The sequence below is a fragment of the Pseudomonas frederiksbergensis genome, from assembly GCF_003732665.1.
Lineage (GTDB): Bacteria > Pseudomonadota > Gammaproteobacteria > Pseudomonadales > Pseudomonadaceae > Aquipseudomonas > Aquipseudomonas frederiksbergensis_G.
Map to the genome: position 1 here is coordinate 155,464 of NZ_MOBP01000016.1, position 23,611 is coordinate 179,074.

Below are 23,611 nucleotides of genomic sequence, written 5' to 3' on the forward strand. Positions count from 1 at the left end.
CAAGTTTAAAAACACACCACAAGCTCTTCACTTGCAGCTTGCAGCTTGACGCTTACAACTGTGCCAAAGGCACCAGCCATTGCTTCGACGAACGTACCAATTGGTCAGTGAGTAACCCCAGCAACTGACCGCCATTGCGCCAATGATGCCAGTACAGCGGCACATCGATGGGCTTATCTGGCAAAAGCTCTACTAAAACACCGCGTTGCAGTTGTTCGCGCACCTGTAATTCCGGCACCAGGCCCCAGCCGAGCCCGGCTTCCGTGAGGCGGATAAAGCCTTCGGACGATGGGCACAGATGGTGCTCGAAACCGCCGTCCACCCCGAGGGACGCGAGGTAGCGATGCTGTAGGAAATCGTCCGGGCCAAACACCAGCGCCGGGGTGCGTGGCAACAATTCGGCGCGCACACCCTCGGGAAAATGTCGGGCAATAAACGCTGGGCTGGCCAACGCCCGGTAGCGCATGGCGCCCAACAACACACTGCGCGCCCCGGCCACCGGACGTTCGCTGGCGCAGACACACGCCGCCACTTCCCCGGCGCGCATGCGTTTAAGGCCGACGGTCTGGTCTTCTACCACCAGATCCAACAGCAAATGTTGTTCGGCACAAAAGTCCCCCACCGCTTCCGCCCACCAGGTGGCGAGGCTGTCGGCGTTGAGGGCGATGCGCAGGCGTTCCGGCAGGCCTTCCTCGTCCAGCGCTGGCACCAGGGTCTGTAGATCCCGCTCGAGCAAACGCACTTGCTGCACATGGTTGAGCAAGCGCCGGCCAATCTCCGTGGGTGCGGGCGGCGTGACCCGCACCAGCACCGGTTGGCCAACCCGCGCTTCCAGCAACTTGATGCGCTGGGAAATCGCTGATTGCGACAAACCCAGCACCTGGGCGGCACGTTCGAATCCGGCCTGCTCGACCACGGCGGCCAAGGCAGAAAGCAATTTATAGTCGAACATCAGTTTTCCTAATGAGCGATCAGCACTATTGGTTTTTCTTATACAGCGAAGCGCCGGAGAATGGCCAGCAAGAACTCTTTATAAGGAACACCGACATGGCTGGCGAAACCTCATTGGCAACCCTGCTGCGCAGCATGAGCCCGCAGCTCAACGTCGGCGAGTATGTGTTTTGCACGTTGCGCGACGGCACGTTGCCGGCGGATCTGGAAATCATCGGCAGCTTTCGTGAGCAGGAAGGTCTGACGGTGATTCTGGAAAAATCCCACGCCGAACAGGCCGGTTTCAGCTTCGACTACATCGCGGCGTGGATCACCTTGAACGTGCACTCGGCCCTGGAAGCCGTGGGCCTGACCGCTGCCTTCGCCACGGCGCTGGGCAAAGCCGGGATCAGTTGCAACGTGATCGCCGGTTATTACCACGATCATCTGTTCGTCGGTCAGGCCGATGCCGAACGCGCCCTGCAAGTGTTGCGCGATCTCGCAGCCAACGGGGAGTAGACCATCATGTGGCAAAGCTATGTAAACGGCCTGCTGGTCGCGGCGGGGCTGATCATGGCGATCGGCACCCAGAATGCCTTTGTGCTGGCCCAGAGCCTGCGCCGCGAACATCACTTGCCGGTGGCGGCGCTGTGCGTCGTCTGCGATGCACTTCTGGTGGCGGCGGGCGTGTTCGGGTTAGCGACGGTGCTGGCGCATAATCCGACCTTGCTGGCAGTGGCCCGTTGGGGCGGCGCGGCGTTTCTGATTTGGTACGGCAGCCAGGCATTACGCCGGGCCTGTGCGAAACAAAGCCTGGAACAAGGTGAAAATCAGACCGTACGTTCGCTGCGGGCGGTGATGCTCAGTGCCTTGGCGGTGACCCTGCTCAATCCGCACGTTTATCTGGATACGGTTTTGCTGATCGGCTCCCTCGGCGCGCAACAGACCGAGCCGGGCGCTTATGTCGTCGGCGCGGCGAGCGCTTCTTTATTATGGTTCTTTACCCTGGCGCTGGGCGCGGCATGGTTGGCACCTTGGTTGGCACGTCCCAGCACTTGGCGGATTCTCGACCTGTTAGTCGCTGTGATGATGTTTACCGTAGCGTTCCAGCTAATCACCGCCCCTTAACTTATTCCAAAAGGCTCTGGAACCTCTATCCCACACAGTTGTTGCGTGGTTATGCCGCACCCCCGGTGCTATGATCCGGTTCGATGCGCCGCAAAGAGTACAAACTCCCCGGCGCTTGTCTGGCCGCCCGTGATCGGCCTTGCGCTCACCGCAACTGACCTGATTAGGAGAATCATCATGGCTTTCGAATTGCCGCCGCTGCCCTACGCACACGATGCCCTGCAGCCGCACATTTCCAAGGAAACTCTGGAATATCACCACGACAAGCACCACAACACCTACGTCGTGAACCTGAACAACCTGGTGCCAGGCACCGAGTTCGAAGGCAAGACCCTGGAAGAAATCGTCAAATCTTCCTCGGGCGGTATCTTCAACAACGCCGCTCAAGTCTGGAACCACACCTTCTACTGGAACTGCCTGGCGCCAAACGCCGGCGGTCAACCGACCGGCGCGCTGGCTGAAGCCATCAACGCTTCGTTCGGTTCGTTCGACAAGTTCAAAGAAGAATTCAGCAAAACCTCCATCGGCACCTTCGGCTCCGGCTGGGGCTGGCTGGTGAAAAAGGCTGACGGTTCCCTGGCCCTGGCCAGCACCATCGGCGCCGGCAACCCGCTGACCAACGGCGACACCCCGCTGCTGACCTGCGACGTCTGGGAACACGCTTACTACATCGACTACCGCAACGTTCGTCCGAAGTACGTCGAAGCGTTCTGGAACCTGGTCAACTGGAAATTCGTGGCTGAGCAGTTCGAAGGCAAAACCTTCACTGCTTAAGATCGACACCAGTCAAAAAAACCCGGCTTAGGTCGGGTTTTTTATGGGCCTTGCAAAGGTGGTGTCTGTTCTGGCGCCTTCGCGAGCAAGCCCGCTCCCACATTTGGAAAGCATTCCCCCTGTAGAAGCGAGGCTTGCCCGCGAAGAACGATAACGCGGTCAACCTGACGGAATATCTACCCCTGCGGGTCGACAATATCCAACGCCCGGTTCACAGCGAGGTCCGCCAGCATGACCACCTGCGCAATGGCCAATGCTGTACTGCGTTGGGAACCGCTCAGGTAGGTGGCGAAATCGCTGGCCAGGACACCGGCCGAGGCTAATGACTCACAAGCGTGAGCCAGGAGGGTTTCGATGTTCATGTCTGGGGAAATCATGAACATGGGGTTTGGGGTGTAGGGTGGGTCTGGGATTAATTTATCCAAGGGGATGCCTATGACGTTGGGTGCCAATCCCTTGCCGTTCTCACGCGACGAAGAGGTGGCAGCTATGTGCAGGGTGAGAAACCGGTCATAGACACCCGGCCGGACCGAAGTCCGCCCGCACACAGCCGCCGCAACGCATTGCAGCAAATCGGCGGCATTATGCGGATACTGGCGCTGGATGACTATGACTTGCCGGGTTCTCACACCCGATCGCTGAGTTTTCAACGACCGTCAAAGGTTATTGAACCCGCTTCCTACGGGCAACCTGAAAACCTCGTGGGAAAGGTCTGGTTTTTTTACCGCCGCTTAAACAAACATATTCGTTGTCCAGGCGGCAGCCTTCGCGAGCAGGCTCGCTCCCACAATTTTGATTGGGTACATCCGGGAGAGATTGGTCGGCTGTCAGGCCGCCTTCGCAGGCAAGCCAGCTCCCACAATTTTGATTGAGTACATTCGGGAGAGATTGGTCGGCTGTCAGGCCGCCTTCGCGGGCAAGCCCGCTCCCACAAAATCAAAATCAAAATCAAAAGCAGACTCCCACACACCCGCTCTTCACCACTCATTAGGCCGAGCGTTAGCTCGCCTGCCCTTGATCTTGCTCTACCCGCCCCTTCGGGAGGCTGAGTGGAGGTGTTCATCTGGGGGTGGGCGCGCAGCGCCGTGCGGCGAAGCCGCACACATCGAGAGGAGGTCGAAGCGAAGCCGACCGGAGGCGATGCCCCCAGATGGACACCGGAGCGAAGGAACGCCGAGCCCAAGCGAGGGGCCGGACGCCGGGGCGAGCCTTTTTTTGCTTACTTTTTTTTGGCGTTTGAAAAAAAAGTGAGTCGCCGTAAGGGCGAAACCATAAGCCGCCGTTACCGCAGCAACGGATATGTACACCATCACCAAGAACATGGTCGGCCCGAAGGCCGCCAAGGTGCCCCACAAGCCCAATCGCAAATTCCTACGATGAAAGAAGCCAAGAGCCCCTTGCCCCAACGCAACAGCGGACTAACATCAACCCAAAGGAAAAATAGTCCCGATCCTCCTCAAGTTGCAGGACAAAACAACCGACACAGTACAACTAGGACAAATACTCAAAACAACAGCACATTGGCCAGGCCACAGGCAAATCACCCTGAGCTGAATTGACCCTTTGACTGCCATCACGGGATTGCCAATACTCATGGCAACTTGATGCTACCCGCACGGAACAAGGAATAACCCTTTGAAGCTGGAACTCAAGAACAGCTTGTCGGTGAAGTTGCTCCGGGTCGTGCTCCTGTCGGCATTGATCGTCGGCGTGGTCTTGAGCTGCGCGCAGATCGTCTTCGATGCCTATAAAACACGCCAGGCCGTGGCCGGTGATGCCCAACGCATCCTCGACATGTTCCGCGACCCCTCGACCCAGGCCGTCTACAGCCTGGACCGGGAAATGGGCATGCAGGTAATTGAAGGCCTGTTCCAGGATGACGCCGTGCGCCAAGCCTCCATTGGCCATCCCAATGAAGCCATGCTCGCGCAGAAATCCCGCGAGCTGCAGCATTCCCACAGTCGCTGGCTGACCGACCTGATCCTCGGCCAGGAACGCACCTTCACCACCCAACTGGTGGGCCGTGGGCCCTACAGCGAGTATTACGGCGACCTGAGCATCACCCTCGACACTGCCACCTATGGCCAGGGTTTCATTGTCAGCTCGGTGATCATCTTTATTTCCGGGGTGCTGCGTGCCCTCGCCATGGGCCTGGTCCTGTACCTGGTTTACCACTGGCTGCTGACCAAGCCGCTGTCGCGGATCATCGAGCACCTGACCGAGATCAACCCCGACCGTCCCAGCGAACACAAGATCCCGCAGATCAAGGGCCACGAAAAGAACGAATTGGGCATCTGGATCAACACCGCCAACCAGTTGCTCGAGTCCATCGAGCGCAACACCCATTTGCGTCACGAAGCCGAAAACAGCCTGCTGCGCATGGCCCAGTACGATTTCCTCACCGGCCTGCCCAACCGCCAGCAATTGCAGCAACAACTGGACAAGATCCTGGTGGACGCCGGCAAGTTGCAACGCCGGGTCGCGGTGCTGGTGGTTGGCCTGGATGACTTCAAGGGCATCAACGAACAATTCAGCTACCAGACCGGCGACCAACTGTTGCTGGCCCTGGCCGATCGCCTGCGTGCCCACAGCGGTCGCCTCGGCGCCCTAGCCCGTCTGGGCGGCGACCAGTTTGCGCTGGTTCAGGCCGACATCGAGCAACCTTACGAAGCGGCGGAACTGGCGCAAAGCATCCTCGATGACCTGGAAGCGGCGTTTGCCCTCGATCATCAGGAAATCCGCCTGCGCGCCACCATCGGCATCACCCTGTTCCCCGAGGACGGTGACAGCACCGAGAAGCTGCTGCAAAAAGCCGAGCAGACCATGACCCTGGCCAAAACCCGCTCGCGCAACCGCTATCAGTTCTATATCGCCAGCGTCGACAGCGAAATGCGCCGCCGCCGGGAACTGGAAAAAGACCTGCGCGACGCCCTGACCCGGGATCAGTTCTACCTTGTCTACCAGCCGCAAATCAGCTATCGCGATCACCGGGTGGTGGGCGTCGAAGCCTTGATTCGCTGGCAGCACCCGGAACACGGGTTGGTGCCGCCGGATTTGTTCATCCCGCTGGCCGAGCAGAACGGCACCATCATCGCCATCGGCGAATGGGTGCTGGACCAGGCCTGCAAGCAATTGCGCGAATGGCACGACCAGGGGTTTGTCGACCTGCGCATGGCGGTGAACCTGTCCACCGTGCAGTTGCACCACGCCGAGTTGCCGCGGGTGGTCAATAACCTGCTGCAAATCTACCGTCTGCCGCCGCGCAGCCTGGAGCTGGAAGTCACCGAAACCGGCCTGATGGAAGACATCAGCACCGCCGCCCAACACCTGCTGAGCCTGCGCCGCTCCGGCGCGCTGATCGCTATCGATGACTTCGGCACCGGTTATTCGTCACTCAGCTATCTGAAAAGTCTGCCCCTGGACAAGATCAAGATCGACAAGAGCTTCGTCCAGGACCTGCTCGATGACGACGACGACGCCACCATCGTTCGGGCCATCATCCAGTTGGGCAAGAGCCTGGGCATGCAGGTCATTGCCGAAGGTGTGGAAACCGCCGAGCAAGAGGCCTACATCATTTCCGAAGGCTGCCACGAAGGTCAGGGTTATCACTACAGCAAACCGCTGCCGGCGCGGGAGTTGAGCGCGTATTTAAAGCAGGCTCAGCGCAGTAACGCGGCTATTTTGTAAAAATCAAAAGATCGCAGCCTTCGGCAGCTCCTACATGAATCGCATCCCCCCGTAGGAGCTGCCGAAGGCTGCGATCTTTTGATCTACCGCACCAAACCCCTGAATAAGAAATATTTCCAACCACAACCCCTTTACACATAATGCGAAAGATTTGCATTATGTCGCAGCTTTGCGCGCCCCCGGCGCCATTCCACCCCTATCGAAGCAGGATGTTCGCCATGATTCGTATGCCTCTGGCTACCGCCAGTCTGTTGGCCATCGCTATTTCCCTCGCCGGTTGCGGCGAAGGCAAAGACAAGACCGCCGCCGCACCAACGCCTGCGCCAGCCGCCACCACGACCGCCGCCGCGCCAGCCGCCGCCGGTAAAGTCGACGAAGCCGCCGCCAAAGCCGTGGTCGCGCATTACGCCGACATGGTCTTCGCCGTCTACAGCGATGCCGAATCTACCGCGAAAACCCTGCAAACCGCCGTCGACGCCTTCCTCGCCAAGCCGAACGCCGACACCCTGAAAGCCGCCAAGGCTGCCTGGGTCGCTGCTCGCGTTCCTTACCTGCAGAGCGAAGTGTTCCGCTTCGGCAACACCATCATCGACGACTGGGAAGGTCAGGTGAACGCCTGGCCACTGGACGAAGGCCTGATCGACTACGTAGACAAATCCTACGAGCATGCACTGGGTAACCCGGGCGCCACTGCCAACATCATCGCCAACACTGAAGTCCAGGTCGGCGAAGACAAGGTCGACGTCAAGGACATCACCCCGGAAAAACTCGCCAGCCTGAACGAGCTGGGCGGCGCCGAAGCCAACGTCGCCACGGGCTACCACGCCATCGAATTCCTGCTGTGGGGCCAGGATCTGAACGGCACCGGCCCTGGCGCCGGCAACCGTCCTGCTTCGGACTACCTGGAAGGCGCAGGCGCCACTGGCGGCCACAATGATCGCCGCCGCGCCTACCTGAAATCCGTGACCCAATTGCTGGTCAGCGACCTGGAAGAAATGGTCGGTAACTGGAAGCCGAACGTGGCCGACAACTACCGCGCCACCCTGGAAGCCGAGCCAGCCGAAACCGGCCTGCGCAAAATGCTGTTCGGCATGGGCAGCCTGTCCCTGGGCGAACTGGCGGGCGAGCGCATGAAGGTTTCCCTGGAAGCCAACTCCCCGGAAGACGAACAGGATTGCTTCAGCGACAACACCCACAACTCGCACTTCTACGATGCCAAAGGCGTGCGTAACGTGTACCTGGGCGAATACACCCGCGTCGACGGCACCAAAATGACCGGCGCCAGCCTGTCGTCCCTGGTAGCCAAGGCCGACCCGGCTGCCGACACCGCGCTCAAAGCCGACCTGGCCGCCACCGAAGCCAAGATCCAGATCATGGTCGACCACGCTAACAAGGGTGAGCACTACGACCAGTTGATCGCCGCCGGCAACACCGCGGGCAACCAGATCGTGCGCGACGCCATCGCGTCCCTGGTCAAGCAGACCGGTTCGATCGAACAAGCCGCTGGCAAACTGGGCATCAGCGACCTGAACCCGGACAACGCTGATCACGAGTTCTGATCAACATTGGCCGAATAAAAAGGCGACCTTCGGGTCGCCTTTTTCATGCCCGCCTAAACCCAACCCCCTTGTGGGAGCGGGCTTGCTCGCGAAGACGGCCTCACATCCAACATCGTTGGTGACTGACCCACCGCTTTCGCGAGCAAGCCCGCTCCCACAGGGGATTGATGGCGCCCACAAATTCAGGCTTCACATCGGAAAAAATGTGGGAGCGAGCTTGCTCGCGATAGCGGTCGCACATTCAACATCAATGTCGACTGCGATGACCCCATCGCGAGCAAGCTCGCTCCCACATTGGATTGCGTTCCCACAGGTGAATTGTGGGGGGCAGGGAAATCATGTCCCACATCAACCAAACGATAATTCCTCTTATTCAATTTCCCCTGCCCTGTTAGACTTTGCGCCCTTGTTTTGCTCGTCTTTCAGGAAACCTGATGCCGTCGCTGCCTCTTCGCTGGTGCACCCTGTTCATGGCCCTGGGCCTGAGTGCCTGCGATGACGCCCCGCGTTTTACCAAAGCCGAACCCGGTGAATCCCGGTCCGGTGGCAGCGCGACGGTGCGCAAGACCGATCAGAACTCATTTTCCCTGCCCTCCGCCAACCTGCCGCCGTCCCGGCGCGTGGATTTCAGCGTGGGCAACAGCTTTTTCCGCAGCCCCTGGGTGATCGCGCCGTCGACCACCACCGCCCGGGATGGCCTCGGTCCGCTGTTCAACACCAACGCCTGCCAGAACTGCCACATCAAGGACGGTCGCGGTCATCCGCCGACACCTGATGCGGCGAATGCCGTGTCGATGCTGGTGCGCCTGTCGATCCCTGATGCGCCGGCCTACGCCAAGCTGATCGAGCACATCGGCGTGGTCCCGGAGCCGGTCTACGGCGGGCAGTTGCAGGACATGTCGGTGCCCGGCGTCGCCCCGGAAGGCAAGGTGCGGGTCGACTACACGCCAGTGCCAATCCGTTTCAAGGACGGCACCGAAGTCGAACTGCGCAAACCACTGCTGCAAATCACCCAACTGGGCTACGGCCCGATGCACCCCGACACCCGGTTCTCGGCCCGGGTCGCCCCGCCAATGATCGGCCTGGGCCTGCTCGAAGCGATCCCCGATGAGGCGATCCTGGCCAACGCCGCCGCCCAAGCTAAAGACAAAAACGGCATTGCGGGGCGCCCGAACCAGGTCTGGGATGACGCGCAGCAAAAAACCGTCCTCGGCCGCTTCGGCTGGAAGGCCGGGCAACCGAACCTCAATCAACAAAATGTTCACGCGTTCTCTGGTGATATGGGCCTGACCACCAGCCTGCGGCCCTACGATGACTGCACCGACGCGCAAATCGCTTGTAAACAGGCGCCCAACGGCAATGGCCCGAATGGCGAGCCGGAAGTCAGCGACAACATTCTGCGCCTGGTGCTGTTCTACAGCCGCAACCTCGCCGTGCCCGCTCGTCGTGACGTCAACGCACCGCAAGTGCTGGCCGGCAAGAATCTGTTTTTCCAGGCCGGCTGCCAGTCCTGTCACACGCCGAAATACACCACCGCCGCCAACGCCGCCGAACCTGAATTGGCCAATCAAGTGATTCGCCCCTACAGCGATCTGCTGCTGCATGACATGGGCGACGGTCTGGCCGATAACCGCACTGAATTCCAGGCCAGTGGCCGCGACTGGCGCACGCCGCCGTTGTGGGGCATCGGCCTGACGCAAGCGGTCAGCGGTCATACCCAGTTTTTGCATGATGGCCGCGCCCGCAATCTGCTCGAAGCCGTGCTCTGGCACGGCGGCGAAGCGAGCGCGGCGCAGCAACAGGTTTTGTCTTTCAATGCCGAGCAGCGCGCTGCGTTGCTGGCGTTTTTGAATTCTCTCTAAGCACTTAAAAGAATCGGGAGCCCGACATGTTCCGTCCCAAGTTGTTATTCACCAGCCTTGCAGCGCTCGCCCTCGGCGCCTGTTCGCCACAGGATCCGCAAGCCGTGACCTCGGCGGCCATCGCCAAGCAAGTGATCCTGCCGACCTACAGCCGCTGGGTCGAAGCCGACCGCCAACTGGCGGTAAGCGCCCTCGCCTACTGCGAAGGCAAAGCCGACCTGGAAACCGCTCGCAAAGACTTCCTGCACGCGCAGAAAGCCTGGGCCGAGCTGCAACCGTTGCTGATCGGCCCGCTCGCCGAGGGCAACCGTGCGTGGCAGGTGCAGTTCTGGCCGGACAAGAAAAACCTCGTCGGCCGTCAGGTCGAGCAATTGGTCACTGCCCAGCCGCAGATCGATGCCGCCGCCCTGGCCAAATCGAGCGTGGTGGTCCAGGGCCTGTCGGCCTACGAATACATCCTGTTCGACAGCAAGCCAGACATGGCCGACGAGGCGCAAAAAGCCAAGTATTGCCCACTGCTCAAGGCCATTGGCGAACGCCAGAAACTGTTGGCTGAAGAAATTCTGCAGAGCTGGAACAACACCGACGGCATGCTCGCGCAGATGAGCAAATTCCCGAACCAGCGCTACGCCGATTCCCATGAAGCCATCGCCGATCTGCTGCGGGTACAAGTCACCGCCCTCGACACCCTGAAGAAAAAACTCGGCACGCCGATGGGCCGCCAGACCAAGGGCGTGCCACAACCGTTCCAGGCCGATGCGTGGCGCAGCCAGTCTTCCCTGACTGGCCTGGAAGCCAGCCTCGCCGCCGCCAAAACGGTCTGGGAAGGCGTCGACAACAAAGGCCTGCGCGGCTTGTTGCCGAGTGAGCAGAAGCCGTTGGCCGACAAGATTGATGCCGCCTACGCCGCCTCGCTGAAACTGTTCGCCAGCAACCAGCGCTCGCTGACCGAAATGCTCAACGACGATGCCGGTCGCCAGCAACTCAACGATATCTACGACAGCCTCAACGTCGTCCATCGCCTGCACGAAGGCGAACTGGCCAAGGCGCTGGGCATTCAACTGGGCTTCAACGCCAACGACGGTGACTGATGAGGGCGAGTGCCATGCTGCGACGTCAGGCTCTGACTTTAGGTAGTTTGCTGCTGGGAGCAGTGACACTGGGCGGCTGGACGCTGTTCAAGCACAAGGACCAGAGCCCGCTGCTGCTGTCGGCGCGGGACGATACCGACGGCAAACATTACGCCGTCGGTTATCGGCTGGACGGCACCCGGGTGTTCGCCACCCAGGTCGGCCAGCGTTGCCACGACATCATCAACCACCCGACCCTGGCGATTGCGCTGTTCGTGGCGCGGCGTCCGGGCACCGAGAGTTACCTGATCGACCTGCGCGATGGCACGTTGCTGCAAACCATCACTTCGCAGCCAAACCGGCATTTCTACGGGCACGCGGTGATTCACAAGGATGGCGAGTTCTTGTACGCCACCGAGAACGACACGTCCGATCCGGGGCGTGGCCTGCTGGGTGTGTATAAGTTCGAGGGCGAGCGACTTATCCACAGCGGCGAAATCCCTACCCATGGCGTCGGCCCGCATCAGGTGTCGTGGATGCCCGACGGCGAAACCCTGGTGGTGGCCAACGGCGGGATTCGCACCGAGGCCGAGAGCCGGGTCGAGATGAACCTCAACGCCATGGAGCCGAGCCTGGTCCTGATGCAGCGCGACGGCACGTTGTTGAGCAAGGAAACCCTCGGCCAACAGATGAACAGCGTGCGCCACCTGGGGATTGCCAGCGACGGCACCATCCTCGCCAGCCAGCAGTTCATGGGGCCGTCCCACGAGTCGTCGGAGCTGCTGGCGATCAAGCGTCCCGGCCAGCCATTCGTGGCGTTCCCGGTGCCGGAGCATCAGTTGCAGGCCATGGGGCATTACACCGCCAGCGTCGCGGTACACAGTGAACTGCGGCTGGTCGCATTGACTGCACCACGTGGTAATCGCTTTTTCATCTGGGACCTGGACAGCGGCGAAGTGCGCCTGGATGCGCCGTTGCCGGATTGCGCCGGGGTCGGCGCCGTGGCCGATGGCTTTGTCGTCACCTCCGGTCAGGGACGGTGCCGGTTCTACGATTGCCGTCAGACAGATCTTGTTGCAAAACCGTTGGAGCTGCCGGCGGGGCTTTGGGATAACCACCTGCACCTCATCTGAGCGCCCTCCTCTCCCTGTGGGTGAATTTACCCTGTGGCGAGGGGGCTTGCCCCCGTTCGGCTGCGAAGCAGTCGTAAAACCTGTAAACGCAGTATGACTGAAGAAATGTAAGGGAGCGCTTCGCGCTCCAACGGGGGCAAGCCCCCTCGCCACAGGCAAGCCCCTTCGCTACAAGTTTTGTGTTCGCCCCATTACAGACTGTAATAAGTGCCAGTTGGATTACCCCCCGCACTCGGAGTAATGTTCCCGCCTGTCTCGCCTGATTTTCTCCAAGGAAGTGGAAATATGCTGCGTCGCCGCATGCTGATCATGTTGGGTGTTGTGCTGTTGATCGTGTTGGTCCTGGGCGGTTACAAAGCCTTTTCGATCTACACGATGGTCCAGGGTTTCTCCAAGCCGAAACCGCCCATCAGTGTCGCCGTGGCCACGGCCGCCGAACAGCCGTGGCAAATGCGCTTGCCCACCGTCGGCACGCTCAAGGCATTGCAAGGGGTGAACCTGAGCCTGGAGATCGCCGGCACCGTCAAGGACCTGATGTTCGAATCGGGGCAGAAGGTCAAGGCCGGGCAACCGCTGCTGCAACTGGACAGCGCCGTGGAAAGCGCGCTGCTGGAAACCGCCCAGGCTGACCTCGGGCTGGCCCAACTGGATTTCGGTCGTGGCAGCCAACTGGTCGACAGCCGCGCCATCTCCAAAGGCGAGTACGACCGGCTCTCGGCGCAGCTGCAAAAGAACAAGGCCACGGTCAACCAGCTCAAGGCATCCCTGGCGAAGAAACGCATCGTCGCGCCGTTCAGCGGCACCATCGGCATTCGCCAGGTGGACGTCGGCGACTACCTCGCCAGCGGCACCATGATCGCCACCCTGCAAGACCTCAGCAGCCTCTATGTGGATTTCTTCCTGCCCGAGCAATCGGTGCCGAAGATCGGCCTCGGCCAACCGGTGCAGGTCATCGTCTCGGCCTATCCGACCCAGAACTTCCCCGGCACCATCAGTGCGATCAACCCGAAGGTCGAGAACAGCACGCGCAACATTCTCGTGCGCGCCACCCTGGCCAACCCGGATGGCAAATTGCTGCCGGGGATGTTCGCCAGCCTGCAAGTGATGTTGCCGGACCCGCAGCCGCACATCGTGGTGCCGGAAAGCGCGATCACCTACACCCTGTACGGCAACTCGTTGTACGTGGTCGGGCAGAAAAAAGCCGAGGACGGCACTGTCGAAAAAGACGACAAGGGCCAACCGGTGCTGATCGCCGAACGGCGCTTCATCGAAACCGGCGAGCGCCGCGATGGCCTGGTGATGATCAACAAAGGCGTGCAGAGCGGCGAACAAGTGGTCACGGCCGGCCAGATCAAACTGGTCAACGGCTCACACATTGCCATCAGCGACGACAAGACCCTGACCGATAAGAACAGTCAGCCACGCACTGACTGATCAAGGAATCCTCATGGCTTTTACCGATCCGTTCATCCGCCGCCCGGTGCTCGCCACCGTGGTCAGCCTGTTGATTGTTCTGCTGGGGTTCCAGGCCTGGAGCAAGCTGCCGCTGCGCCAATACCCGCAAATGGAAAACGCCCTGATCACGGTGACCACCGCCTACCCCGGGGCCAACGCCGAAACCATCCAGGGCTACATCACCCAACCCATGCAGCAGAGCCTGGCGAGCGCCGAGGGCATCGACTACATGACCTCGGTCAGTCGCCAGAACTTCTCGGTGATCTCGATCTACGCCCGTATCGGCTCCAACAGCGATCGCTTGTTCACCGAGCTGCTGGCCAAGGCCAACGAGGTTAAGAACCAGTTGCCTCAGGATGCCGAAGACCCGGTACTGAGCAAGGAAGCAGCCGATGCCTCGGCGCTGATGTACATCAGTTACTTCAGCAAGGAGCTGAACAACCCCCAAATTACCGACTACCTGTCCCGGGTCATCCAGCCCAAACTGGCGACGCTGCCCGGCATGGCTGAAGCCGAGATCCTGGGTAACCAGGTGTTCGCCATGCGCCTGTGGCTGGACCCGGTGAAACTCGCCGGTTTTGGCTTGAGCGCCAGCGACGTGACCAACGCGGTGCGCCAGTACAACTTCCTCTCCGCCGCCGGCGAAGTGAAAGGCGAGTACGTGGTCACCAGCATCAACGCCAACACCGAGCTCAAGTCCGCCGAGGCCTTTGCCGCGATTCCGCTCAAGGTCGATGGCGACAGCCGGGTGCTGCTCAGCGATGTGGCGCGGGTCGAGATGGGCGCCGAAAACTACAACGCCATCAGCTCCTTCGGCGGCACACCGTCGGTATACATCGGTATCAAGGCCACACCCGGCGCCAACCCGCTGGACGTGATCAAGGAAGTGCGCAAGATCATGCCGGAGCTGGAAGCCCAGTTGCCGCCCAACCTGAAAAGCGAAATTGCCTACGACGCCACGCTGTTTATCCAGGCCTCGATCAACGAGGTGATCAAGACCCTGTTCGAAGCGGTGCTGATCGTGATTGTCGTGGTGTTCCTGTTCCTCGGCGCCCTGCGCTCGGTGGTGATCCCGGTGGTGACCATCCCGCTGTCGATGATCGGCGTGATGTTCTTCATGCAGATGATGGGTTACTCGATCAACCTGCTGACCCTGCTGGCGATGGTGCTGGCCATCGGCCTGGTGGTGGACGATGCGATTGTGGTGGTGGAGAACATCCACCGGCACATCGAGGAAGGCAAGACGCCGCTGGACGCGGCCATTGAGGGGGCGCGGGAAATCGCCATGCCGGTGGTTTCCATGACCATCACCCTGGCGGCGGTGTATGCGCCGATCGGGTTCCTCACCGGGCTCACCGGGGCGTTGTTCAAGGAGTTCGCCCTGACCCTGGCCGGGGCCGTGGTGATTTCCGGCATTGTCGCCCTGACCCTCTCGCCGATGATGTGCGCCTTTTTGCTGCGCCACGACACCAATCCCAGTGGCCTGGCCCATCGCCTCGACCTGATTTTCGAAGGCCTCAAGCGCCGTTATCAGAGCATGCTGCACGGCACGCTCAATACCCGGCCGGTGGTGCTGGTGTTCGCAGTGATCGTTCTTTGCCTGATCCCGGTGTTTCTCAAGTTCGCCAAATCGGAACTGGCGCCGGACGAGGACCAGGGCATCATTTTCATGATGGCCAACGCCCCGCAGCCGACCAACCTTGACTACCTCAATGCCTACACCGACGAGTTCATCCAGATCTTCAAGGAGTTTCCCGAGTACTACTCCTCGTTCCAGATCAATGGTTTCAATGGCGTGCAATCCGGCATCGGCGGCTTCCTGCTCAAGCCGTGGAACGAGCGCAGCCGTACGCAAATGCAGATCCTGCCCGAGGTCCAGGCGAAGTTGGGGAGCATTCCCGGCTTGCAGATTTTCGGCTTCAACCTGCCGTCCCTGCCGGGCACCGGTGAAGGCTTGCCGTTTCAGTTCATCATCAACACCGCCAACGACTACGCCTCGCTGCTGGACGTGGCGGACCGGGTGAAAAAACGCGCACTGGAGTCCGGCAAGTTTGCCTTCGTCGACATCGACCTGGCGTTCGACAAGCCGGAAGTGGTGGTGGATATCGACCGCGCCAAGGCGGCGCAGATGGGCGTGTCGATGCAGGACCTGGGCGGCACCCTGGCGACGCTGTTGGGTGAGGCGGAAATCAACCGGTTCACCATTGAAGGGCGCAGCTACAAGGTCATCGCCCAGGTCGAACGGGCCTACCGGGATAACCCTGACTGGCTGAACAATTACTACGTCAAGAACACCAAGGGCGAACTGCTGCCACTGTCGACCCTGATCACCGTGACCGACCGGGCGCGGCCACGGCAGTTGAACCAGTTCCAGCAGCTCAACGCTGCAGCAGTGACCGGTTTCCCGCTGGTCAGCATGGGCGAGGCCATCGATACCGTGCGCCAGATCGCCCAGGAAGAAGCGCCGGCGGGGTTTGCCTTTGACTATGGCGGCACCTCGCGGCAATTCGTCCAGGAAGGCAGCGCGCTGTGGGTGACCTTCGCCCTGGCGCTGGCGATCATTTTCCTGGTGCTGGCGGCGCAGTTCGAAAGCTTCCGCGATCCATTGGTGATCCTGGTGACGGTGCCGCTGTCGATTTGCGGGGCGTTGATTCCGCTGTTCCTCGGTTGGTCGAGCATGAACATCTACACCCAGGTCGGGCTGGTGACGCTGATCGGGCTGATCAGCAAGCACGGAATCCTGATCGTCGAATTCGCCAACAAACTGCGCCGGGAGAAAGGCCTGACCCCGCGTGAGGCGGTGGAGGAAGCGGCGGCCATTCGCCTGCGCCCGGTCTTGATGACCACCGCAGCGATGGTGTTCGGCATGGTGCCGTTGATTCTGGCCACGGGCGCGGGCGCGGTCAGCCGGTTTGATATCGGCACGGTGATCGCTACGGGAATGTCGATCGGGACGTTGTTTACATTGTTTGTATTGCCGTGCGTGTACACGCTNNCGCGAAGGCGGTGTGTCATTCAGCACTGATGTCGGCTGACACACCGCCTTCGCGAGCAAGCCCGCTCCCACATTGGTTCTGTGTTGTTGCTAAAAATCGGGCATAAAAAAAGGCCTCGCAATTGCGAGGCCTTTTATTTTGGCTTCAATCTGTTCAACTCTGCGGCCTCAATCCCTGTGAAAGTCCGAACATGAACAGTAACAAGTCATGATCAGGTTGTGTGGCCACGGTTGCTTTCGCAACCCGTGGCAACGGGCAGTGAACGTCACCGTTCGCTGCGCTGAGGACTTGCGTGCGAGGCTGCTCCCAAGCCGCCATCGCCAATGAAGCAACTGCCAAGGCTCCTATAAGAAACACACCTCGTGCAATTTCGAGTTTCATCGCTATAAACCCTTGATAGCGCTGCCAAACGCCGTCTCATAAAAATAGACCAGATTTTTCCAGTCTGTATCGCTGAACGACGAGTGGCGACGCAATTGCTTCAGGTCATGGCTGGCAGCACGCTGGGCAGTCAAACGCTGGCGGCATTTCTCCAGATCGATCAACGCCACTTCAGCGGTGGCCGCTTCTCCTTCGCCGCTCACCCGCACAAAGACGTGTTTGATGTAAATGCAGCTGTGCTGCCAACGGCCCTTGTGCATGCGGGCCAGGTTCTCGGCCAGGTCTTTGAGGACGCGCTCGTACACTGCTTCACCGTGACGCTCGCGACCGCCACCGGCGAGCCAATGTTCGATTTCCTCAAAGCCGTCCAAAGACTTGGTGACCAGCAACGCACGCCATTTGTGCACCGGGTCGCGTTGTGCGCCGCAGAACACCATTTCCGGGACGCGCACACCCAGCGCCGTCAAACCGATCAGCGCATCCTGCTCGCGCAATACGGTCGGTCGGCCGAAGGGGTGCAACCAACTGCGATAGATATGCCCGGTCTGGCGTTTGGCATACAGCAGTTGCCCGTCGCTGCCGCGCACACGCTGCACGCCGCTTTCCCCGCCGCGCCGAACGTTGGGTTCTTCTACCCATTCACCGCGCTGATTCCAGAAATAGTCGAAGCGGTCCTGAGGAGCGACTTCCGTTTCTGCTGCACATTGCACTGCCATCCTGTTACCTCTTGCGTAATACGTAAACCCGCCACATGGCGTAGAGCGGTATGAAGTCCAGCTGTTCCTGAATACGGAAGCCGGCCTGCTCGAATTCTTTTTCTACCGTAACAGCCGGTAACACAAAGCGATTTTGGTAACCTTCCTGCCCGCGTTTTTTCTCGGCGCGCTTGCGTTTCCAGGCCTTGAAATTGCCGTCCACCCACAGCGAAAGGATCACGCTGTCACGGGTGACACGCTCGAATTCACGCAAAATGGCCAGCCGATGCTCGGCTTCCCCGATGTGATGGAGCAAACGCATGCAGAAAATGCTGTCGACGGCGTTATCAGGCAAAGCAATGTCGAATGCAGAAGTGTGCAAGGGTTGTACCCGTTTGACGACTTCGGCAGGTTGCGACTGGGTCGCAATTTTCAACATTGACTCGGAGTTGTCGGCTCCGATGATCACGCGGTTATGCTTTTCGCCCAGCAGTGGCCAGAAACGCCCCGCGCCGCACGGCAAATCCAGAACCAGGCCAGGGTCACCGGCCAGGGTCAGCGCCTTGCGGGCCAATTGCTCATCACGCCAATGGGACAACCGACGACCGAGACCGTCCTGGTGCTTGCGCAAATATTTTTGCGCATGTTGATCGTCATACTTTTCGGAAAAGTCCAGTTTGATCGGGCCTGCCATCACAAAATCTCCTGAATTGCTGATGGCAACCACCTTAGGTAGCGCCGTGTCAGCGTCAGGTCATGACTTTGTGAAAACTTCGTTGTGTACAATCGTGAAGTATTTCAAGGTTTTACAGGGGTTGAGTGCTAGCACGGGGCCACCATGCAAGATGGCCGTTACACTCTGGGCTTACCCAACTCCACCTCAAAGCGGCAACCGTTAGGTTCCATGGTGGTCAGGCTGACGGTCCATCCCTGGTTCTCGCAGATCCGCTGTACCAGTGACAAGCCCAGCCCCAGGCCTTCGCCACGCTGCTCGTTGCCCCGCACGAAAGGCTCGAACATCGCCTCGCGCTTCTCCTCGGGAATGCCGACGCCGGTGTCCTCGACCATAAACCCGGTGCCCGTCAGTGTCAGGCGAATGAAGCCGGTTTCGGTGTAATGCAGCGCGTTGCGCAACAGGTTGCCCATCACTGCATGCAGTAACGTCGCGTTGTAGCGGTGGTTCGGCGGATTCCCCGGCTCGAACATCAGCGTCAACCCCTTGTACTCGATCGGCTCGCGCCAAAGACCGAGCAGCCCTTCGGCGACCTGGCTGACCGTTTGCTGCGGCGCCATGCTGGCGTCTTCGCGCTGGGCGCGGGCGAGCATCAGGAAGGTTTGCACCAGTTCGCGCATTTCCTCGCAGGCGCGGGCGATACGCTCGACTTGAGCCCGGCCGCGCTGGTCGATACCGGGGTTTTCCAGCAGCAATTCGCAGGAACTGGCCAACACCATCAGCGGCGTGCGCAATTCATGGCTGACGTCGCTGGTGAACAAGCGCTCACGGGTCAAGGCCTGACGCAAGCGCCCGAGGGTGGCGTCGAAAGCCACCGCCAGTTCGCCCACTTCATCCGCGGCATAATCCGGCGCCAGGGGCGGCGCCAAACCCAATAACTGATCGCGGTGACGCACCTGACGGGCCAGCCGCACCACGGGTGCCATCACCTTGCGCGCCAGGATCCAGCCGAGAAACACCGCCAGCGCCAGGCTCAGGACGAAGCCCACCAACACCACGGCAAACAGCACCCGCTCACGTTCTTCGAAATCACTTTGATCCTGCAACAGCACGTAATGCCGGCCGTCGACGATTTCGACCATCGCGTGATACGACAGTTGTTCGCGAAAGACTTCGTGAAAACCGGGCTCCAGATGGCGCAAATCCTTGGGCAACTCGAAGTCCCCTGGCCCGCCGCTGAAATAAAACAGCTGATCCGGCTCCGGGCGGTGGCTCCAGTCAGTCACGCTGTCCATCAGCAACAGCCGTTGCAAGTCGCCACCCAGGCCGGCCGATATCAGTTTCTCTTCCACCAGGTGCACGGTCGCCACGATGCCCATGGCGAAGGCCCCTGCCACCAGTGCGCTCATCAGCGCAAAGGCGATGATGATCCGCTGAGCAAGACTCTGCTTAAACTCCATCACGGCCCTCGGCCAAGCGATAACCCACACCGTGCACGGTTTGCAGCAGTGGCTTGGCGAATGGCTTGTCGATCACCTGACGCAATTGGTGAACATGACTGCGCAGGCTGTCGCTGTCCGGGCAGTCATCGCCCCACAGGGCTTCTTCGAGGATTTCACGGCGCAGCACATGGGGGCTTTTTTGCATCAGCACCGCCAGCAACTTCAGGCCCACCGGGTTGAGTTTCAGCAAGCGGCCTTCGCGGGTCACTTCCAGGGTATCGAGGTCGTAGCTCAAGTCGCCGACCTGCAAGGCCCGGCGACCGCCGCCCTGGGCACGACGCATGACCGCTTCGATGCGCGCGGCCAGCTCGGACAACGCGAAAGGTTTGATCAGGTAGTCGTCGGCGCCGGACTTGAAGCCTTGCAGCCGATCATCCAGTTGATCCCGGGCCGTCAGCATGATCACCGGCGTGTCGCGGCGGGCGTCTTCACGCAGGCGTTTGCACAGGGTGTAGCCGTCGATGCCGGGCAGCATGATGTCGAGCACGATCAAGTCGTAATGCTCAGTGGCCGCCAGGTGCAGCCCCGACAAACCGTCCTGCGCGCAATCCACGGTGTAACCCTTGAGCCCCAGGTAATCGGCCAGATTGGCCAGGATATCGCGGTTGTCTTCAACCAATAAAATTCGCATGGGCACTCCTCCGTACACAGTAACGGCCGTCTTGGCCCGCGCAGCTTACGACCAAGCAGCGCGCAGGGCTAGGGCCGCTGACCGGATCAATCCATTCGTTCAACCAAATGAACGGGTTAACAAGTTTTTCACTATCGGTTCACAACCTGACTACAGTGACCGGCTCAAACTCCCGCGCCATTGATATAAGGAATGTAGCCAATGGACTTCTTCAAGACTGCGCCTATGCGCTTTCTGCTGCTTGTCACCAGCGTCTGGCTGGTGATTTTCTTTCTGACCCGAACGATTCTGTTGCTCACTCACCTGGATGAGGCCGGTAGCGGTTTTGTGTCGGTTTTTGCGGTTGGCTTGCTTTACGACCTCGGCTTCATTGCCTACGCGGCATTGCCGATGGGCCTGTACTTGCTGCTGTGCCCGCCCGCGTTGTGGCGTCGCCGGGGCCATCGCTGGTTTCTGCAAGGGCTGCTGACCGTCAGCCTGTTCGCCATGCTGTTTACCGCCGTTGCCGAATGGTTGTTCTGGGACGAGTTCGGCGTGCGTTTCAACTTCATTGCTGTCGATTATCTGGTGTATTCCGACGAAGTCTTGAACAACCTGCTGGAGTCGTACCCGATCGGCACGTTGCTGAGTATTCTCGCCGTGCTGGCCGTGGCCCTGAGCCTGGTGCTGCGCAAGCCGTTCAATGCCGCGCTGGACGCGCCGCTGCCAGCGTTGCGCCCTCGCCTGCTCAATGCCCTGGGCCTATTGATCGTGGCGGGCCTGAGCCTGCAACTGCTCAGCCAGGACGCCCCCCGCGCTCAGGGTGGCAACGCGTATCAGAACGAACTGGCGAGCAATGGCCCGTACCAATTCTTCGCCGCGTTCCGCAATAACGAACTGGATTATCCGCAGTTCTATAAAAGCCTGCCGCCCGCCACCGTCGCCGGCCAGATCCGCGCCGAACTCAGTGAACCCAACGCACGCTTTATCGGCGAGGACCCGCAAGACATCCGCCGCAACATCGACAACCCTGGCACCCCGCGCAAACCCAATATCGTGCTGGTGACCATCGAAAGCTTCAGCGCCAAGTACATGGGCAGCAACGGCGACGGGCGCAACCTAACCCCGAACCTGGATGCCCTGCGCAAACAGAGCCTGTACTTCAACAATTTCTACGCCACCGGCACCCGCACCGACCGCGGCCTGGAAGCCATTACCCTGGCCATCCCGCCAACGCCGGGGCGTTCGATCGTCAAGCGCGTGGGCCGTGAAAGCGGTTTCGCCAGCCTCGGCCAACAGCTCGGCGCCGTGGGCTACGACAGCGTGTTCGTGTATGGCGGGCGCGGTTACTTCGACAACATGAACGCGTTTTTCAGCGGCAACGGTTATCGCGTGGTCGATCAGAGCAGCGTCGACGAATCAGAGATTCACTTCAAGAACGCCTGGGGCATGGCCGACGAAGACCTCTACAACCAGACCCTGAAACTGGCCGACGCCGACTACGCCAGGCAGCAGCCCTTCTTGCTGCAACTGATGACGACTTCCAACCATCGCCCTTATACCTATCCGGATAACCGCATCGACATCAAATCCGGCAACGGTCGCGACGGCGCGGTGAAGTACACCGACTACGCCATCGGCCAGTTCCTCGAACAGGCGCGGCAAAAGCCGTGGTTCGACAATACGATTTTCGTGTTCGTCGCCGACCACACTGCTGGCAGCGCCGGCATGGAAGACTTGCCGATCAGCAACTATCAGATTCCGTTGTTCATCTATGCACCGAAGCTGATCGAGGCCCGGGAAACCGCGCAGCTTGCCAGCCAGATTGATTTGGCGCCGACCCTGCTGGGTTTGCTGAACCTGGACTATCAATCGACATTTTTCGGGCGCAACCTGCTGCAGGACAATCCGCTGCCACCACGAGTCGTGGTCGGCAATTATCAACACCTGGGGTTGTTCGACGGCAAGGATCTGGCGATCCTGAGTCCACGCCAGGGCCTGCGTCGGCATGACGACGCGCTGAGCGAAAGCCGGGAATCGAAGGCCGAGGCCAGCGATCCGCTGATCACCCGCGCCATCACTTATTACCAAACCGCCAGTTATGGCTTTAAGCAACAGCTGCTTGGCTGGAGAGCGCCCAAGGAGGGCACGCCCCAGGTCAGCGAACGTTAACTCAATCGCCCCGGGCTGATGCCCCGGGGCTTTTTCCTTTGCTTAGGATCCACCATGTCATCAACCGTTGTTCGCCCTGCCTCCAAGCCACTCAATTTCTGGGTGTGCCTCGGGGTTCCCGCCGTCGCGGCGATCGTTTTGGTGCTGCTCGAACTGACCGACCTGGACATGGACCTGGCCAGGTATTTTTATGACCCGGCGGCTGGCGATTTCATCGGCCGGCACAGTTACTTCCTGGAAAACATCCTGCACGACAGGGCCAAGCAAGTGGTTATCGCGTTCTCGGTGTTTGCGGTGATCGGCTTTATTTGCGCGTTTTTTGTCGAAAGGCTCAAACCGTTCAAACGGGAACTGGGTTGCCTGGTGCTGTCCCTGGGCCTGGCCACTTCTTTTGTCACCCCGGTGAAAGTGGTGACAGCGGTGCAATGCCCGTGGAGCCTGGAACAGTTCGGCGGCCATGAGACCTACAGCGAACTGCTGAGCCCGCGTCCGCACACCGATAAACCGGGCCGCTGCTGGCCGGGTGGTCATGCGGCGACCGGTTTTACCCTGTTTGCGCTGTTCTTTGTGCTGCGTGATCGTCGTCCTCGGCTGGCACGCAAGGCGTTTATCTTCGCTGCCGCGCTGGGGACTGTGTTTTCCATCAGCCGGATGATGCAGGGTGCGCACTTCTTCTCGCACAACGTGTGGACGGCGATTTTCTGCTGGCTGATTTGTCTGGGGTCGTATTACTACATCCTGTATCGACCGGCGTCCAAGGTTGAGCGGGTTGGCAAGGCAGAACCGGTAAACGCCTGACACACATATCCAAATGTGGGAGCGGGCTTGCTCGCGAATGCGGTGTGTCAGACAACATTGATGTCGACTGACACACCGCATTCGCGAGCAAGCCCGCTCCCACAGGGGATTGGTGTGGCCCTCCAAATCCAGGCAATAAAAAGCCCCGCCGGCTTTCGCAGGCGCGGCCTTTTTACAGGGGTAAGG

The 23,611-nt window shown here is 60.2% G+C and carries 19 protein-coding genes; 12 read left to right on the forward strand and 7 right to left on the reverse strand.

Annotated features, from left to right (window positions below; all coding sequences use genetic code 11):
- Positions 1–52: 52 nt before the first annotated feature.
- Positions 53–952 (reverse strand): LysR family transcriptional regulator ArgP, encoded by a 900-nt coding sequence (locus BK665_RS25690; RefSeq protein ID WP_123409352.1) that lies wholly within the window; start codon positions 950–952, stop codon positions 53–55.
- Positions 953–1,047: 95 nt separating this feature from the next.
- Here BK665_RS25690 and BK665_RS25695 point away from each other — a divergent pair, with 95 nt between their 5' ends.
- From BK665_RS25695 to BK665_RS25705, 3 genes are all read left to right on the forward strand, one after another.
- Entirely contained in the window at positions 1,048–1,449 is a 402-nt protein-coding gene (locus tag BK665_RS25695) for an ACT domain-containing protein (RefSeq protein ID WP_123409353.1), read from the forward strand.
- Between the two features lie 6 nt (positions 1,450–1,455).
- Positions 1,456–2,058, forward strand: a complete 603-nt coding sequence (locus BK665_RS25700) for a LysE/ArgO family amino acid transporter (RefSeq protein ID WP_123409354.1) — start codon at positions 1,456–1,458, stop codon at positions 2,056–2,058.
- A gap of 177 nt (positions 2,059–2,235) precedes the next feature.
- Positions 2,236–2,832, forward strand: a complete 597-nt coding sequence (locus tag BK665_RS25705) for a superoxide dismutase (RefSeq protein ID WP_008034365.1) — start codon at positions 2,236–2,238, stop codon at positions 2,830–2,832.
- Between the two features lie 176 nt (positions 2,833–3,008).
- Here the strand turns inward: BK665_RS25705 and BK665_RS25710 are convergent, their stop codons facing one another.
- Positions 3,009–3,257, reverse strand: a complete 249-nt coding sequence (locus BK665_RS25710) for a DUF6124 family protein (RefSeq protein WP_123409371.1) — start codon at positions 3,255–3,257, stop codon at positions 3,009–3,011.
- A 1,210-nt stretch (positions 3,258–4,467) separates the two neighbouring features.
- Here BK665_RS25710 and BK665_RS25720 point away from each other — a divergent pair.
- The 7 genes from BK665_RS25720 to BK665_RS25755 all read left to right on the forward strand — a co-directional run bounded on the left by BK665_RS25720 (position 4,468) and on the right by BK665_RS25755 (position 16,623).
- Entirely contained in the window at positions 4,468–6,519 is a 2,052-nt protein-coding gene (locus BK665_RS25720; protein ID WP_123409355.1) for a putative bifunctional diguanylate cyclase/phosphodiesterase, read from the forward strand.
- 218 nt (positions 6,520–6,737) lie between these two features.
- Positions 6,738–8,078, forward strand: a complete 1,341-nt coding sequence (locus BK665_RS25725) for an imelysin family protein (protein ID WP_123409356.1) — start codon at positions 6,738–6,740, stop codon at positions 8,076–8,078.
- Positions 8,079–8,512: 434 nt separating this feature from the next.
- Complete coding sequence (locus BK665_RS25730; protein WP_123409357.1) at positions 8,513–9,940, forward strand: di-heme oxidoreductase family protein; 1,428 nt, start codon at positions 8,513–8,515, stop codon at positions 9,938–9,940.
- Between the two features lie 26 nt (positions 9,941–9,966).
- Positions 9,967–11,031, forward strand: coding sequence for an imelysin family protein (locus BK665_RS25735; protein WP_123409358.1), 1,065 nt, complete (start codon positions 9,967–9,969; stop codon positions 11,029–11,031).
- A 14-nt stretch (positions 11,032–11,045) separates the two neighbouring features.
- Positions 11,046–12,143, forward strand: coding sequence for a DUF1513 domain-containing protein (locus BK665_RS25740; RefSeq protein WP_123409359.1), 1,098 nt, complete (start codon positions 11,046–11,048; stop codon positions 12,141–12,143).
- 285 nt (positions 12,144–12,428) lie between these two features.
- Positions 12,429–13,577: an efflux RND transporter periplasmic adaptor subunit gene (locus BK665_RS25750; protein WP_123409360.1), complete on the forward strand. Its 1,149-nt coding sequence runs from the start codon at positions 12,429–12,431 to the stop codon at positions 13,575–13,577.
- A gap of 13 nt (positions 13,578–13,590) precedes the next feature.
- Entirely contained in the window at positions 13,591–16,623 is a 3,033-nt protein-coding gene (locus BK665_RS25755; RefSeq protein WP_123409361.1) for a multidrug efflux RND transporter permease subunit, read from the forward strand.
- Positions 16,624–16,747: 124 nt separating this feature from the next.
- On the opposite strand, the gene BK665_RS25760 is transcribed toward BK665_RS25755, so the two are convergent.
- The 5 genes from BK665_RS25760 to colR form a co-directional block, all read right to left on the reverse strand.
- Positions 16,748–16,975, reverse strand: a complete 228-nt coding sequence (locus BK665_RS25760) for a hypothetical protein (RefSeq protein WP_123409362.1) — start codon at positions 16,973–16,975, stop codon at positions 16,748–16,750.
- Between the two features lie 2 nt (positions 16,976–16,977).
- Positions 16,978–17,691 carry a lipopolysaccharide kinase InaA family protein gene (locus tag BK665_RS25765; protein ID WP_123409363.1) on the reverse strand — a complete coding sequence of 238 codons (714 nt, stop codon included), beginning with the start codon at positions 17,689–17,691 and terminating at the stop codon, positions 16,978–16,980.
- A gap of 4 nt (positions 17,692–17,695) precedes the next feature.
- Complete coding sequence (locus BK665_RS25770) at positions 17,696–18,364, reverse strand: class I SAM-dependent methyltransferase (RefSeq protein ID WP_123409364.1); 669 nt, start codon at positions 18,362–18,364, stop codon at positions 17,696–17,698.
- Positions 18,365–18,522: 158 nt separating this feature from the next.
- The gene (locus tag BK665_RS25775; RefSeq protein WP_123409365.1) at positions 18,523–19,803 is read right to left on the reverse strand and encodes a sensor histidine kinase; all 1,281 of its coding nucleotides are present in this window, start codon (positions 19,801–19,803) and stop codon (positions 18,523–18,525) included.
- Positions 19,793–20,476 (reverse strand): two-component system response regulator ColR, encoded by a 684-nt coding sequence (colR, locus tag BK665_RS25780; protein WP_054045155.1) that lies wholly within the window; start codon positions 20,474–20,476, stop codon positions 19,793–19,795. Before colR ends, BK665_RS25775 begins: the two co-directional genes overlap by 11 nt.
- Before the next feature lie 201 nt (positions 20,477–20,677).
- Here colR and BK665_RS25785 point away from each other — a divergent pair, with 201 nt between their 5' ends.
- Both BK665_RS25785 and BK665_RS25790 read left to right on the forward strand, forming a co-directional pair.
- A complete protein-coding gene (locus BK665_RS25785; protein ID WP_123409366.1) occupies positions 20,678–22,627 on the forward strand; it encodes an LTA synthase family protein in 1,950 nt (649 codons plus the stop codon).
- Positions 22,628–22,681: 54 nt separating this feature from the next.
- Complete coding sequence (locus tag BK665_RS25790) at positions 22,682–23,425, forward strand: phosphatase PAP2 family protein (protein WP_123409367.1); 744 nt, start codon at positions 22,682–22,684, stop codon at positions 23,423–23,425.
- Positions 23,426–23,611: the final 186 nt, after the last annotated feature.